The following is a 15126-nucleotide window of genomic DNA, read 5'->3' as shown; positions in this document are numbered from 1 at the left end:
GGACTCCATGAAGGGACATCGCACTCTAGAAGCGCCGAAGTTGCTCGGTATCATCTGGCCCTTCATCGCCGTCGTGGTTTTCCAGGCGGCGCTGGGCAGTATCAGCCTTTACACGCTCTCGGCGGTGCGGGCCTATGTAGCGGGCGAGAGCTTGTGGTCCAAGGCTCAGAAAGACGCCATCTATTACCTCAACCTGTACGCCGACAACCGTGATGAAGGCACGTACCAGCGTTACCGCCAGGCCATCACGGTGCCCCAAGGCGACCACCAGTTGCGTGAGGTACTCGATCAGCCCAACCCAGACCTGAACGCTGCGCGCCAAGCTGTGCTGCAGGGCGGCAACCACGCCAACGACGTCGAGCGCATCATCTGGTTCTATCGCAACTTCCGCAACATCAGCTACATGCAGACAGCCATCGACTACTGGGACATCGGCGACCGCTACCTGGGCCAGTTGGATGTGCTTGCCAGCGAAATGCGCAAAGGGTTTGCCGACGGCCCGGTCAGCGCCCGCACCATCAGCGACTGGAAGGCCCGTATCGTCGCCATCAACGAAGGGGTCACCCCGGCCGCCCGGGCCTTCAGCGACGCGCTGGGGGAAGGGTCGCGCATGTTGCTGCAGGTGTTGCTGATCACCAACCTGCTGACTGCGCTGTTCCTCATTACCATCGCCTGGCGGCGTTCCAGCAAGTTGCTGGCCCAGCGCCAGGCATTCGCCAGTGCCCTGCAAGCAGAAAAGGAGCGGGCGCAGATTACCCTGCAGGCCATTGGCGATGCAGTCATTACCACCGACGTCGAAGGCAGCATCGGCTACATGAACCCCGCCGCCGAACAGCTTACCCACTGGCAGGCCGGGCAGGCTCAGGGCTTGCCGCTTTCGGCGTTGTTCAGCCTGGTGGACGAACAGGCCGAGGAAGATGGCCGCAGCCTGGTCGAGCAGGTGCTCAGCGGCAGCCTTAGGGGTGGCGCCGAGCATGCCAGGCTGATCCAGCGCCTGGATGGCAGCACCGTGTCGATCAACCTGGTGGGTTCGCCCATTGTCAGCGACGGGCAGGTCAGCGGCATCGTGCTGGTGCTGCACGACATGACCCAGGAGCGCCAGTACATCGCCAATCTGTCCTGGCAGGCGACCCATGACGCCTTGACCGGCCTGGCCAACCGCCGCGAGTTCGAATACCGCCTGGAGCTGGCGCTCAACGGCCTGGCGCGCCAGGCGGGGCGGCATTCGCTGATGTTCCTCGACCTGGACCAGTTCAAGCTGGTCAACGATACCTGTGGCCATGCTGCGGGTGACGAGCTGTTGCGGCATATCTGCGCCGTGTTGCAGTCCGGCCTGCGTGAAGGCGACACCCTGGCCCGGCTGGGCGGTGACGAGTTCGGCGTGCTGCTGGAAAACTGCCCGCCGGACCAGGCCGAGCGCATTGCCGAGCAGTTGCGCCAGATGGTCCAGAGCCTGCATTTTGTATGGAAGGGGCGGCCGTTCGTCACCACGGTGAGCATTGGCCTGGTGAACATGGCGCAGGCGCCCGGCACCCTGGAAACCTTGCTGCGCGCTGCCGACATGGCCTGCTACATGGCCAAGGAAAAGGGCCGCAACCGGGTTCAGGTGTACCACGCCGACGACAGCGAGCTGTCCATGCGCTTTGGCGAGATGGCCTGGATACAGCGCTTGCACGTGGCCCTGGAAGAAAACCGCTTCTGCCTGTATGCCCAGGAAATCGCCGCGTTGAAGGCCATCGAAGGCCCTGGGCATATCGAGATCCTGCTGCGCCTGCATGATGAGAGTGGCCGTACCATCCTGCCCAGCAGCTTCATCCCGGCGGCCGAGCGTTACGGCCTGATGACCGCCCTCGACCGCTGGGTGGTTCGCAATGTGTTCCAGGTCATCCGCCAGTGCCTGGATGAAGGCCGCGAAGGGCCATTGTCCATCTGCGCGATCAACTTGTCGGGGTCGAGCATCGGTGACGACAAGTTTCTCGAGTACCTGCAGCGGTTGTTTGTCGAGTACGCCATCCCGCCGCGCATGATCTGCTTCGAGATCACCGAAACCAGTGCGATTGCCAACCTTGGCAGTGCCATTCGCTTCATCAACGAACTGAAAGGGCTGGGCTGCAGGTTCTCGCTCGACGACTTCTGTGCCGGCATGTCGTCGTTTGCCTATTTGAAGCATTTGCCCGTGGATTTTCTGAAGATAGACGGCAGTTTCGTCAAAGACATGCTCGACGACCCGGTCAATCGAGCCATGGTGGAGGTCATCAACCACATCGGTCATGTGATGGGCAAGCGGACCATTGCCGAGTTCGTCGAAACCCCCTTGATCGAGCAGGCCCTGCAGGAAATCGGCGTGGATTACGCCCAGGGCTACCTGATCGAACGCCCCCAGGTGTTCACCTGTGACAGTCTGCAACGCCAACGGATCGCCGCCAGGCCTCTGTTGCAGCGGGCACCTGGCACATTTCGCTAGCTAGACAGCGGCTTTCGCTGACACAAGACGTCCGAAAAATCACATGGATCAAGGAGCTGAAAGTGATTGATGCATTCGTTCGTATCGGGCCATTGATGGACCCCGCCAGTTACCCCCAATGGGCTCAGCAACTGATTGAAGAGTGCCGCGAAAGCAAGCGCCGGGTGGTCGAGCATGAGCTGTACGAGCGCCTGCGCGATGGTCGGCTGAAGCCATCGACCATCCGTCAGTACCTGATCGGCGGCTGGCCGGTGGTCGAGCAGTTCTCGCTGTACATGGCCCATAACCTGACCAAGACCCGCTATGGCCGGCACCCTGGTGAAGACATGGCGCGGCGCTGGTTGATGCGCAATATCCGGGTCGAGCTGAACCATGCCGACTATTGGGTGCACTGGTGCCACGCCCATGGCATTCACCTGCATGAGCTGCAAGCCCAGGAAGTGCCGCCTGAATTGAACGGGCTGAACGACTGGTGCTGGCGGGTGTGTGCCACCGAAAACCTGGCGATTTCCATGGCGGCGACCAACTATGCCATCGAAGGCGCGACCGGGGAGTGGTCAGCGGTAGTGTGCGCCAATGACACCTATGCCATGGGCTTCCCCGAGGACCAGCGCAAGCGCGCCATGAAGTGGCTGAAGATGCATGCGCAGTACGACGATGCGCACCCGTGGGAAGCGCTGGAAATCATCTGTACCTTGGCGGGGGAAAACCCGACGCTGGGTTTGCGTACCGAGCTGCGCCGGGCGATCTGCAAGAGCTACGACTGCATGTACCTGTTCCTGGAGCGCTGCATGCAGCTGGAAGGGCGTCAGCAGGGGCGGGTGCGGCCGGTGTTGGCGGCTGGCTGATCGTTTGCCGGTACCGGCCTGTTCGCGGTTTACCCGCTAAGAGGCCGGTACCGACAACCCACAAATCACTGAGCGTTGAACGCCTGCCCATTCACCCCGGTACTGTCCGGCCCCATCAGGTACAGGTACACCGGCATGATCTCTTCCGGTAGCGGGTTGTTCTGCGGGTTCTCGCTCGGGTAGGCCTGGGCCCGCATCGCCGTGCGCGTGGCGCCCGGGTTGATGCTGTTGGAGCGCACCGGTGCAACCCCTTCCAGTTCGTCGGCCAAGGTCTGCATCAGGCCTTCGGTGGCGAACTTCGACACTCCGTAAGCGCCCCAGTAAGCCCGGCCTTTGCGCCCGACGCTGCTGGAGGTGAACACCACCGAGGCGTCCTCCGACAGCTTGAGCAGCGGCAACAGGGTGCTGGTGAGCATGAAGGTGGCATCGACGTTGATGTGCATCACGCGCATGAAGTTGTCACCCGACAACTGCTCCAGTGGCGTACGCGGGCCGATGATCGAGGCGTTGTTGAGCAGGCCGTCGAGGCGCCCGAACTGGTCTTCGATCATGACCGCCAGCTCGTCGTATTGGTGGGGCAGGGCGGTTTCCAGGTTGAACGGGATCACCACCGGTTGCGGGTGCCCGGCGGCCTCGATCTGGTCGTAGACCTCGTTGAGGTTGGCCTCGGTCTTGCCCAGCAGCAGCGTGGTGGCGCCCAGTGCGGCATAGGCCTTGGCGGCCGCGGCACCGATGCCGCGGCCGGCACCGGTGACCAGGATGACCCGGCCTTTGAGCAGGTCGGGGCGGGCGGTGTAGTCGAACATTGTCTATTCCCTATCTCTATGGGCGGTGCTGGCGCTTGACGCTCAGCAGCCGCACAGCGCGCTGTCGATCACCTTGCGCAGTTCCAGCGGGTGGTCCACCACCACGTCGGCACCCCAGTTGTTGGGGTTGTCCTCTGGATGAATATAGCCGTAGCGCACCGCCGCCGTGCGGGTGCCGGCATCGCGGCCAGACTCGATGTCGCGCAGGTCATCGCCGACGAACAGAACGCTGGCCGGGTCCAGGTTCAGGGTCTTGCAGGCCAGGATCAGCGGCTCGGGGTCGGGCTTGCTGTTTTTCACGTGGTCCGGGCAGATCAGCAGCGCCGAGCGCTCGGCCAGGCCCAGGCGTTGCATGATCGGTTCGGCGAAGCGCACCGGTTTGTTGGTGACCACGCCCCACAGCAGGTTGCCTTTTTCGATGTCGGCCAGCAGCTCGCTCATGCCGTCGAACAGCTTGCTGTGCACCGCGCAGTCGCGCTGGTAGCGCTCGAGGAATTCCAGGCGCAGGGCCTCGAAACCTTCGGCCTCCGGGTCCATGGCGAAGGTGGTGGCGACCATGGCGCGGGCGCCACCGGAAATCACTCCGCGGATCAGGTTGTCGTCCACTGCCGGCAAGCCGCGTTCGGCGAGCATGGCCTGGCAGATGGCGATGAAGTCCGGCGCCGTGTCGAGCAGGGTGCCGTCCATGTCGAAGAGTACCGCTCGCAAACGCATGCTCATTCCTCGCGCAGGGTCTGGATCATGTAGTTGACGTCCACATCGCCGCACAGCTTGTAGTGCTTGGTCAGCGGGTTGTAGGTCAGGCCGATGATGTCCTTGACCTCAAGGCCGGCAACGCGGCTCCAGGCGCCAAGCTCCGAGGGGCGGATGAACTTCTTGAAGTCGTGGGTACCGCGCGGCAGCATCTTCAGCACGTACTCGGCGCCGACGATGGCCAGCAGGTAGGCCTTGGGGTTGCGGTTGATGGTGGAGAAGAACACTTGGCCGCCGGGCTTGACCATGCGGTAGCAGGCGCGGATCACCGACGAAGGGTCGGGGACGTGTTCGAGCATCTCCAGGCAGGTGACCACGTCGAACTGCTCGGGCATCTCTTCGGCCAGCGCCTCGGCGGTGATCTGCCGGTACTCCACTTCGACACCGGATTCCAGCTGGTGCAGTTGGGCCACCGCCAACGGTGCCTCGCCCATGTCGATGCCGGTTACCTTGGCGCCACGCAGGGCCATGGATTCGCTGAGAATGCCGCCACCGCAGCCCACGTCCAGTACCTTCTTGCCAGCCAGGCCGACCCGCTCGTCGATCCAGTTGACGCGCAACGGGTTGATTTCATGCAGCGGCTTGAACTCGCTTTCACGGTCCCACCAGCGGTGGGCCAAGGCTTCGAACTTGGCAATTTCGGCGTGGTCGACGTTGCTCATTTAAGAGTCCTCTGAAACTTCGCTAAATTGGGCCGGAGTATACCCGAGCGCTCAAGGCCGAGGGTCGCTATAATCGCCGGCTTTTGATATCCGAACGACGGGGAGAGGCGATGCGCGAGCGACTTTTGGCGGCGGAGAAGGTGACCGCGATCCGCTGGCAAGGCGGCGTTCTGCATCTGCTCGACCAGCGCTTGCTGCCGTCGCAGGAATGCTGGCTGGCCTGCGACAATATTGCGCAGGTGGTGGCAGCGATCCGTGACATGGCCGTGCGCGGCGCATCGGCCATCGGTATTGCCGCGGCCTACGGCCTGGTCCTGGCCCTGGAAGAGCGGCTGGCCGAGGGCGGCGACTGGGAGCTCGACCTTGAAGAGGACTTCCTCAGCCTGGCCGAGGCGCGCCCCACCGCTGCCAACCTGTTCTGGGCGCTGAACCGCATGCGCGAGCGCCTGCAGCGCCTGCGCCCGGAAGACGACGTGCTTGCGGTGCTGGAGGCCGAAGCAGTGGCGATCCATGAAAGCGATCGCGAAGCCAACCTGACCATGGCCCAGCACGGCATCGAGCTGATTCGCCGTCATCAGGGCAATGCCCAGACCCTGCTCACCTACGGCAATGCCGGCGCCCTGGCCAGCGGTGGCTTCGGCACCGCGCTGGGGGTGATCCGCGCGGGGTACCTGGAAGGCATGGTCGAGCGGGTCTACGCCGGCGAGACCCGCCCCTGGCTGCAAGGCTCGCGCCTGACTGCCTGGGAGCTGGCCAACGAAGGCATCCCGGTCACGTTGTGCGCCGATTCGGCCCTGGCCCACCTGATGAAGACCAAGGGCATTACCTGGGTGGTGGTCGGTGCCGACTGCATTGCCGCCAATGGCGATGTGGCGAGCAAGATCGGCACCTATCAACTGGCGGTCAGTGCCATGCACCACGGTGTGCGCTTCATGGTGGTGGCGCCGAGCACCAGCATCGACCTGAACCTGGCCACGGGCGAGGATATCCCCCTCGAAGAGCGCGATGCCGACGAGTTGCTGGATTACGCTGGCACCCGCGTGGCACCGGATGTCGAGGTGTTCAACCCGGTATTCGATGTGACCCCGGCGGACCTGATCGACGTGATCGTGACCGAGCGTGGCATGATCGAGCGCCCGGATACCGCCAAGCTGGCTCAATTGATGTGCCGCAAGCGCCTGCACTGAAGGGGTGTCCGGCGCGGCATCATTGGCGGCTGTGAGATCGAGCGCCGCCCGCGCGGCGCTCGATTTACGCCGCGCCAGAGAAACCATGGCGTACACTTGCAGGCCGCCTTTGTGATAACATCCGGCAGTTTCCAAGACCGCCCATCACGGCGGCCAAATTTGCGCAGATCCATGGCACAACTCATTGATTTGTCGTAAGTCGTCGCACCACTGCGCGTCGCGGCGGCGAGCTTCGTTCGGCCCTTGATGGAGCTGCGAAGTTTCACCAGAAAAAGGAATCAGGCTTCTCATGGGCGAACTGGCCAAAGAAATCCTCCCGGTCAATATCGAAGACGAACTGAGACAGTCTTACCTCGACTACGCGATGAGCGTGATTGTCGGGCGAGCGCTGCCCGATGCACGTGACGGCTTGAAGCCCGTGCATCGTCGCGTTCTCTATGCGATGAGCGAACTGGGCAACGACTGGAACAAACCGTACAAGAAGTCCGCCCGTGTGGTCGGTGACGTGATCGGTAAGTACCACCCGCACGGCGACACTGCGGTCTACGACACCATCGTGCGTATGGCCCAGCCGTTCTCGCTGCGCTATCTGCTGGTCGACGGCCAGGGCAACTTCGGTTCGGTGGACGGCGACAACGCTGCAGCCATGCGATACACCGAAGTGCGCATGGCCAAGCTGGCCCACGAGCTGCTGGCCGACCTGCACAAAGAGACTGTCGACTGGGTGCCCAACTATGATGGCACCGAGCAGATCCCTGCGGTCATGCCGACCCGGATCCCCAACCTGCTGGTCAACGGTTCCAGCGGTATCGCCGTGGGCATGGCGACCAACATCCCGCCGCACAACCTCGGCGAGGTCATCGACGGCTGCCTGGCGCTGATCGACAATGCGGAAATCACCATCGATGAACTGATGCAGTTCATCCCGGGCCCGGACTTCCCGACTGCCGGCATCATCAATGGCCGTCAGGGCATCATCGAGGCCTACCGCACCGGCCGTGGCCGCATCTACATGCGTGCCCGCTCCGAGGTCGAGGACATCGACAAGGTCGGTGGCCGCCAGCAGATCGTCGTCACCGAGCTGCCGTACCAGCTGAACAAGGCGCGCCTGATCGAGAAGATCGCCGAGCTGGTCAAAGAGAAGAAGATCGAAGGCATCACCGAGCTGCGCGACGAGTCCGACAAGGACGGCATGCGCATCGTCATCGAGCTGCGTCGCGGCGAGGTGCCGGAGGTGGTGCTCAACAACCTCTATCAGCAGACCCAGCTGCAGAGCGTGTTCGGCATCAACGTCGTGGCATTGATCGACGGTCGCCCGCGCCTGCTCAACCTCAAGGACCTGCTCGAAGCGTTCGTCCGTCACCGCCGTGAAGTGGTCACGCGCCGTACCGTGTTCGAGCTGCGCAAGGCCCGCGAGCGTGGCCACATCCTTGAAGGCCAGGCGGTTGCGCTGTCCAACATCGACCCGGTCATCGCCCTGATCAAGGCTTCGCCGACGCCGTCTGAAGCCAAGGAAGCGTTGATTGCCACTGCCTGGGAATCCAGCGCTGTGCAGGTGATGGTCGAGCGCGCCGGCGCCGACTCCTGCCGCCCTGAAGACCTGCCAGAGCAATTCGGCCTGCGCGAAGGCAAGTATTACCTGTCGCCGGAACAGGCCCAGGCGATCCTCGACTTGCGCCTGCACCGCCTGACTGGCCTCGAGCACGAGAAGCTGCTGGCCGAGTACCAGGAAATCCTCGAGCAGATCGGCGAACTGATCCGCATCCTCAGCAGCGCCGAGCGCCTGATGGAAGTGATCCGCGAAGAGCTGGAAGCGATCCGCGCCGAATACGGCGATGCCCGCCGCACCGAAATCCTCAACGCCAGCCACGACCTCAACTACGGCGACATGATCCCGGAAGAAGAGCGCGTGGTGACCATCTCCCACGGTGGCTATGCCAAGACCCAGCCGCTGTCCGCCTACCAGGCCCAGCGCCGTGGCGGCAAAGGCAAGTCGGCGACCGGTGTGAAGGACGAGGACTACATCGAGCACCTGTTGGTCGCCAACAGCCACGCCACCCTGTTGCTGTTCTCCAGCAAGGGCAAGGTGTACTGGAAGAAGACCTACGAGATCCCGGAGGCCTCCCGCGCTGCCCGTGGCCGCCCGCTGGTCAACCTGCTGCCGTTGGAAGAAGGTGAGCGCATCACCGCGATGCTGCAGATCGATCTCGAAGCCCTGCAGCAAAGCGCCGATCCGGATGAAGAGCTGGAAGACGGCGACGAAAGCGTGATCGAAGGCGAAGTGGTCGAAGCGGAAGAAATCGATGAAGAAGAGGGCGACACCCTTGAGTGGGTAGCTGAGCCGACTGGCGCGTACATCTTCATGGCGACTGCTTCGGGTACCGTCAAGAAAACCCCGCTGGTGCAGTTCGCCCGTCCACGCACCAACGGCCTGATCGCCCTGAAGCTCAAAGAAGGTGACACCCTGATTGCCGCGGCCATCACCGATGGTGCCAAGGAAGTCATGATGTTCTCCGACGCCGGCAAGGTGATCCGCTTCGCCGAGAGCGTGGTGCGCGAAATGGGCCGTACCGCCCGTGGTGTGCGTGGCATGAAGCTGGGCAAGGGGCAGCAGATCATTTCGATGCTGATTCCTGAGTCCGGCGCGCAGATCCTCACCGCCTCCGAGCGTGGCTTCGGCAAGCGTACGCCGTTGTCCAAGTTCCCGCGTCGCGGCCGTGGTGGCCAGGGCGTGATCGCCATGGGCACCAAGGGGCGCAACGGTCTGTTGATCGGTGCCATCCAGGTCCAGGAAGGTGAAGAGATCATGCTCATCTCCGACCAGGGTACCTTGGTGCGGACACGGGTTGGCGAGGTGTCCAGCCTGAGCCGTAACACCCAGGGTGTTACGCTGATCAAGCTGGCGGCGGACGAAACGCTGGTCGGCCTGGAGCGTATCCAGGAGCCATCCGAGGAAGAGCTCGACGAGTTGGTCGAGGCGGACCCGGAAGGTGACGCGCCGGAGGCTGTCGATGATGACGGCGCGGGCGCCGAAGAGGCACCGCAAGAGTAAGCACACGCAACAACCCGAACGGGGCGACCAAGGTCGCCCCGTTTGACTGATTGAGCAGGCCGCTCCTACAGGGGCGGGGCCAGCAAGTGACGATTTGTTCTATTTTGGCAGAGCGAGAGTGGATGTGAGCAAACGAGCCTTTAACTTCTGCGCAGGCCCTGCTGCGCTTCCTGACGCTGTCCTGCAGCGCGCCCAGGCCGAAATGCTGGACTGGCATGGCAAGGGCTTGTCGGTGATGGAAATGAGCCATCGCAGCGACGATTACGTGGCCATCGCCGAGAAGGCCGAGCAGGACCTGCGTGACCTGCTGTCCGTCCCCTCCAACTACAAGGTCCTGTTCCTGCAGGGCGGTGCCAGCCAGCAGTTCGCCGAAATCCCACTGAACCTGCTGCCGGAAAACGGTACCGCCGACTACGTCGAAACTGGCATCTGGTCGAAGAAGGCCATCGAGGAAGGGCGTCGTTTCGGCAACATCAATGTCGCCGCCAGTGCCAAGCCCTACGATTACCTGGCTATCCCGGGTCAGAACGACTGGAACCTGACCAAGAACGCAGCTTACGTCCACTATGCGTCCAACGAGACCATTGGTGGCCTGCAATTTGACTGGGTTCCCGAGACCGGCGACGTTCCGCTGGTGGTCGACATGTCGTCCGATATCCTCTCCCGCCCGATCGATGTGTCGCAGTTCGGCCTGATCTACGCCGGCGCGCAGAAAAACATCGGCCCAAGCGGCCTGGTGGTGGTGATCGTTCGCGAAGACCTGCTGGGCCGGGCCCGCAGCAGCTGCCCGACCATGCTCGACTACAAGGTTTCGGCCGACAACGGCTCGATGTACAACACCCCCGCCACCTATTCCTGGTACCTCTCGGGCCTGGTCTTCGAGTGGCTCAAGGAGCAGGGTGGTGTCGAAGCGATGGAGCAGCGCAACCGCGCCAAGAAAGACCGCCTGTACGGCTTCATCGACGCCAGCGACTTCTACACCAACCCGATCAGCATCAATGCCCGTTCGTGGATGAACGTGCCGTTCCGCCTGGCCGACGAGCGCCTGGACAAAGCCTTCCTGGCCGGTGCCGACGCCCGTGGCCTGCTCAACCTCAAGGGCCATCGTTCGGTCGGCGGCATGCGCGCCTCGATCTACAACGCCCTGGGCCTGGAAGCGGTTGAGGCGCTGGTTGGCTACATGGCGGAATTTGAGAAGGAGCACGGCTGATGTCCGAACACGAGTTGAAGGCGCTGCGCGTTCGCATCGACAGCCTCGACGAGAAGATCCTCGAGCTGATCAGTGAGCGCGCCCGTTGTGCCCAGGAAGTGGCCAGGGTCAAGACCGCCACGCTCGCCGAGGGCGAAAAGCCGGTGTTCTACCGCCCTGAGCGCGAAGCAGCTGTGCTCAAGCGGGTCATGGAGCGCAACAAGGGGCCGCTGGGCAATGAAGAGATGGCGCGGCTGTTCCGCGAGATCATGTCGTCCTGTCTGGCCCTGGAAGAGCCGCTGAAAATCGCCTACCTGGGCCCTGAAGGCACCTTCACCCAGGCCGCGGCGATGAAGCACTTCGGCCATGCCGTGATCAGCCGCCCGATGGCGGCCATCGACGAAGTGTTCCGCGAAGTGGCGGCTGGCGCCGTCAACTTCGGCGTGGTGCCGGTGGAAAACTCCACCGAGGGTGCGGTCAGCCACACCCTGGACAGCTTCCTCGAGCACGACATGGTGATCTGTGGTGAGGTCGAGCTGCGCATCCACCACCACTTGCTGGTGGGCGAGAGCACCAAGACCGACAGCATCACCCGTATCTACTCCCACGCTCAGTCCCTGGCCCAGTGCCGCAAGTGGCTGGATGCGCATTACCCGAACGTTGAGCGCGTGGCGGTCTCGAGCAATGCCGAGGCGGCCAAACGGGTCAAGGGTGAGTGGAACTCGGCAGCGATCGCCGGCGACATGGCGGCGAACCTGTATGGCCTGACCCGCCTGGCCGAGAAGATCGAAGACCGTCCGGACAACTCGACGCGCTTCCTGATGATCGGCAACCAGGAAGTGCCGCCGACCGGCGACGACAAGACCTCGATCATCGTTTCGATGAGCAACAAGCCAGGTGCCCTGCACGAGCTGCTGGTGCCGTTCCATCAGAACGGTATCGACCTGACCCGCATCGAGACCCGTCCGTCGCGCAGCGGCAAGTGGACCTACGTGTTCTTCATCGACTTCGTCGGCCACCACCGTGACCCGTTGATCAAGGCGGTGCTGGAGCAGATCAGCCAGGAGGCTGTGGGGCTGAAGGTGCTGGGGTCGTATCCGAAGGCGGTGCTTTGATTGATGGCCTTGGGGGCTGCACCGCGGCCCCAGTGGCCCCACAGACTGTCTTGATTTCTGAACAGGGTTCGCACTCGTGGTAGATGCCGTAACAAACAAACCCGCGCCAATCATCGGGCGCCTGGTCGTCGTAGGCCTGGGCCTGATCGGCGGCTCCTTCGCCAAGGGCCTGCGTGAAAGCGGCCTGTGTCGCGAAGTGGTCGGCGTCGACCTGGATGCCCCCTCGCGCAAGCAGGCCGTGGCCCTGGGCGTGGTCGACCGCTGCGAAGAAGACCTCGCCGCCGCTTGTGTCGGCGCCGACGTCATCCAGTTGGCCGTCCCCATCCTGGCCATGGAAAAGCTCCTCGCGCGCCTGGCCCTGCTCGACCTTGGCAGCGCCGTGATCACTGACGTCGGCAGCGCCAAGGGCAATGTGGTTCGCGCTGCGCGCCAGGTGCTGGGTGAGCGGCTGTCGCGCTTCGTCCCCGGCCACCCGATCGCTGGGTCCGAGCAAAGTGGGGTAGAGGCCTCCAATGCCACCCTGTTCCGCCGCCACAAAGTCATCCTCACGCCGCTGCCGGAAACCGACCCGGTCGCCCTGGCCAAGGTCGACCGCCTGTGGCGCGCACTGGATGCCGATGTCGAACACATGCCGGTCGAGCGCCATGACGAAGTGCTGGCTGCCACCAGCCATCTGCCGCACCTGCTGGCCTTCGGCCTGGTCGATTCGCTGGCCAAGCGCAATGAAAACCTCGAGATCTTCCGGTACGCTGCGGGGGGCTTTCGCGATTTCACGAGAATCGCTGGCAGCGACCCGACCATGTGGCACGACATCTTCCTGGCCAACCGCGAAGCTGTCCTGCGCACGCTTGATACATATCGCAGCGATCTCGACGCCTTGCGCGACGCGATCGATGCAGGGGACGGGCACCAGTTGCTGGGTGTATTCACCCGCGCACGTGTTGCCCGCGAGCATTTCAGTAAAATCCTGGCCCGCCGGGCCTATGTGGACGCTATGAACGCCAACGATCTGATTTTCCTGGCCCAACCGGGTGGCCGCCTGTCCGGGCGAATCCGTGTACCGGGCGACAAGTCGATTTCCCACCGCTCGATCATGCTCGGCTCGCTGGCCGAAGGCACGACCGAGGTCGAAGGCTTCCTCGAAGGTGAGGATGCGCTGGCGACCTTGCAGGCCTTCCGTGACATGGGTGTGGTCATCGAAGGCCCGAACCAGGGGCGCGTGACCATTCACGGCGTCGGCCTGCACGGCCTCAAGGCGCCACCCGGGCCAATCTACGTGGGCAACTCCGGCACCTCGATGCGCCTGTTGTCCGGCCTGCTGGCCGGCCAGGCGTTCGACGTGACCATGACCGGTGACGCCTCGCTGTCCAAGCGCCCGATGAACCGTGTGGCCAACCCGCTGCGTGAAATGGGCGCAGTGGTCGAGACCGGCCCCGAAGGCCGCCCACCGCTGACCATTCGTGGTGGCCACAAGCTCAAGGCGCTCACCTACACGCTGCCGATGGCCAGTGCCCAGGTCAAATCGTGCCTGCTGCTGGCCGGCTTGTACGCCGAAGGCAAGACCACCGTCACCGAGCCTGCGCCGACCCGTGACCACACCGAGCGCATGCTGCGTGGCTTTGGTTATGCGGTGCAAACCAATGGCCCGGTGGCATCGCTGCAGTCCGGCGGCAAGCTCACTGCAACCCGCATCGAAGTGCCTGCCGATATCTCGTCGGCGGCGTTCTTCCTGGTCGCGGCCTCGATCGCCCAGGGCTCGGAGCTGGTGCTCGAGCATGTCGGCATCAACCCGACCCGTACCGGTGTAATCGACATCCTGCGCCTGATGGGCGGCGATATCACCCTGGAGAACCAGCGTGAAGTCGGCGGCGAGCCGGTGGCCGACCTGCGCGTGCGCGGCGCCCAGCTGAAGGGTATCGATATCCCTGAAAACCTGGTGCCATTGGCCATCGACGAGTTCCCGGTGTTGTTCGTTGCCGCGGCCTGCGCCGAAGGGCGCACCGTGCTGCGCGGTGCCGAAGAGCTGCGGGTCAAGGAATCCGACCGTATCCAGGTGATGGCCGACGGCCTGATCAGCCTGGGCGTGAAGTGCGAGCCGACCCCGGATGGCATCATCATCGACGGCGGCCAGATTGGCGGCGGTGAAGTGCACGGCCACGGTGACCACCGTATCGCCATGGCCTTCAGCGTTGCCTCGCTGCGCGCCAGTGCGCCGATCCGTATCCATGACTGCGCCAACGTCGCCACCTCGTTCCCCAACTTCCTGGCGCTGTGTGCCGAAGTTGGCATTCGTGTGGCTGAAGAGGGCAAGTCGTGAACACCCAGGCGCCAGTCATCACCATCGACGGGCCAAGCGGTTCGGGTAAAGGCACGGTTGCCGGGCTGCTGGCCCGCGAGCTGGGCTGGCGGCTGCTGGACTCCGGCGCGCTGTACCGTCTGCTGGCCTTCAACGCGAGCAATCACGGTGTCGACCTGACCAACGAAGAGCTGCTCAAGCAGCTTGCCGCCCATCTGGATGTGCAGTTCATCGCGGCCGAGCCCGGTAAGCTGCAACAGATCATCCTCGAGGGTGAGGACGTCAGTAACGTCATCCGCACCGAAACCGTCGGCGCGGGCGCCTCGATGGTGGCTTCGCTGCCCGCCGTACGCGATGCATTGCTGATGCGTCAGCGCGCATTCCAGGAAGCTCCAGGCCTGATTGCCGACGGGCGTGACATGGGCACCGTGGTGTTCCCGGATGCGCCATTGAAGGTCTTTCTCACCGCCAGCGCGGAGGAGAGGGCACGTCGCCGTTACCTGCAGTTGAAGGGCAAGGGCGAAGATGTTAGTCTGTCGAGTCTGCTGGATGAGATTCGTGCACGCGATGAGCGTGACACCCAACGTGCAGTGGCCCCGCTGAAACCAGCGGCCGATGCCATTCAGTTGGACTCCACCGAGTTGTCCATCGAGCAGGTGTTGCAACGTATCAGGAGTGAGATCGCACTACGCGACCTTCACTGATAGCCAGGAGAGCAGGCAGGTGCACCAGTCAACGTCCTGCCGGCTTTCCT

11 protein-coding genes are annotated in these 15126 nt (G+C 63.5%); 8 read left to right on the top strand and 3 right to left on the bottom strand.

What is annotated here, in order from left to right; genetic code table 11:
* Positions 1-7 precede the first annotated feature (7 nt).
* A complete protein-coding gene (locus tag DJ563_RS14510) occupies positions 8-2464 on the top strand; it encodes an EAL domain-containing protein (RefSeq protein WP_274098312.1) in 2457 nt (818 codons plus the stop codon).
* Between the two features lie 62 nt (positions 2465-2526).
* Positions 2527-3312: a TenA family transcriptional regulator gene (locus DJ563_RS14505; RefSeq protein ID WP_274098311.1), complete on the top strand. Its 786-nt coding sequence runs from the start codon at positions 2527-2529 to the stop codon at positions 3310-3312.
* A 65-nt stretch (positions 3313-3377) separates the two neighbouring features.
* On the opposite strand, the gene DJ563_RS14500 is transcribed toward DJ563_RS14505, so the two are convergent.
* The 3 genes from DJ563_RS14500 to ubiG are packed head-to-tail and all read right to left on the bottom strand — an operon-like array spanning position 3378 to position 5533.
* Entirely contained in the window at positions 3378-4118 is a 741-nt protein-coding gene (locus tag DJ563_RS14500; protein ID WP_186659275.1) for a YciK family oxidoreductase, read from the bottom strand.
* A 42-nt stretch (positions 4119-4160) separates the two neighbouring features.
* On the bottom strand, positions 4161-4832 hold the full coding sequence (mupP, locus tag DJ563_RS14495; protein WP_186659278.1) for an N-acetylmuramic acid 6-phosphate phosphatase MupP: 672 nt from the start codon (positions 4830-4832) through the stop codon (positions 4161-4163).
* Between the two features lie 2 nt (positions 4833-4834).
* Positions 4835-5533, bottom strand: a complete 699-nt coding sequence (gene ubiG, locus DJ563_RS14490; RefSeq protein ID WP_227696853.1) for a bifunctional 2-polyprenyl-6-hydroxyphenol methylase/3-demethylubiquinol 3-O-methyltransferase UbiG — start codon at positions 5531-5533, stop codon at positions 4835-4837.
* 110 nt (positions 5534-5643) lie between these two features.
* Here ubiG and mtnA point away from each other — a divergent pair, with 110 nt between their 5' ends.
* From mtnA to cmk, 6 genes are all read left to right on the top strand, one after another.
* Positions 5644-6720, top strand: a complete 1077-nt coding sequence (mtnA, locus tag DJ563_RS14485) for an S-methyl-5-thioribose-1-phosphate isomerase (RefSeq protein ID WP_434517932.1) — start codon at positions 5644-5646, stop codon at positions 6718-6720.
* A 289-nt stretch (positions 6721-7009) separates the two neighbouring features.
* On the top strand, positions 7010-9772 hold the full coding sequence (gene gyrA / locus DJ563_RS14480; protein ID WP_274098309.1) for a DNA gyrase subunit A: 2763 nt from the start codon (positions 7010-7012) through the stop codon (positions 9770-9772).
* 124 nt (positions 9773-9896) lie between these two features.
* Positions 9897-10982: a 3-phosphoserine/phosphohydroxythreonine transaminase gene (gene serC / locus DJ563_RS14475; protein WP_033701507.1), complete on the top strand. Its 1086-nt coding sequence runs from the start codon at positions 9897-9899 to the stop codon at positions 10980-10982.
* On the top strand, positions 10982-12076 hold the full coding sequence (gene pheA / locus DJ563_RS14470; protein ID WP_033700696.1) for a prephenate dehydratase: 1095 nt from the start codon (positions 10982-10984) through the stop codon (positions 12074-12076). Before serC ends, pheA begins: the two co-directional genes overlap by 1 nt.
* A gap of 109 nt (positions 12077-12185) precedes the next feature.
* The gene (locus tag DJ563_RS14465; RefSeq protein ID WP_434519728.1) at positions 12186-14393 is read left to right on the top strand and encodes a bifunctional prephenate dehydrogenase/3-phosphoshikimate 1-carboxyvinyltransferase; all 2208 of its coding nucleotides are present in this window, start codon (positions 12186-12188) and stop codon (positions 14391-14393) included.
* On the top strand, positions 14390-15076 hold the full coding sequence (cmk, locus tag DJ563_RS14460; protein ID WP_033700694.1) for a (d)CMP kinase: 687 nt from the start codon (positions 14390-14392) through the stop codon (positions 15074-15076). The genes DJ563_RS14465 and cmk overlap by 4 nt, the downstream gene beginning before the upstream one ends.
* The last annotated feature ends 50 nt before the right edge of the window (positions 15077-15126 follow it).

It is taken from the genome of Pseudomonas sp. NFX1 (assembly GCF_051123555.1).
GTDB classification, from domain to species: Bacteria; Pseudomonadota; Gammaproteobacteria; order Pseudomonadales; family Pseudomonadaceae; genus Aquipseudomonas; species Aquipseudomonas capeferrum.
Note: the sequence above shows the minus strand (reverse complement) of the source record. Positions and strands in the feature narration are given on the sequence as shown.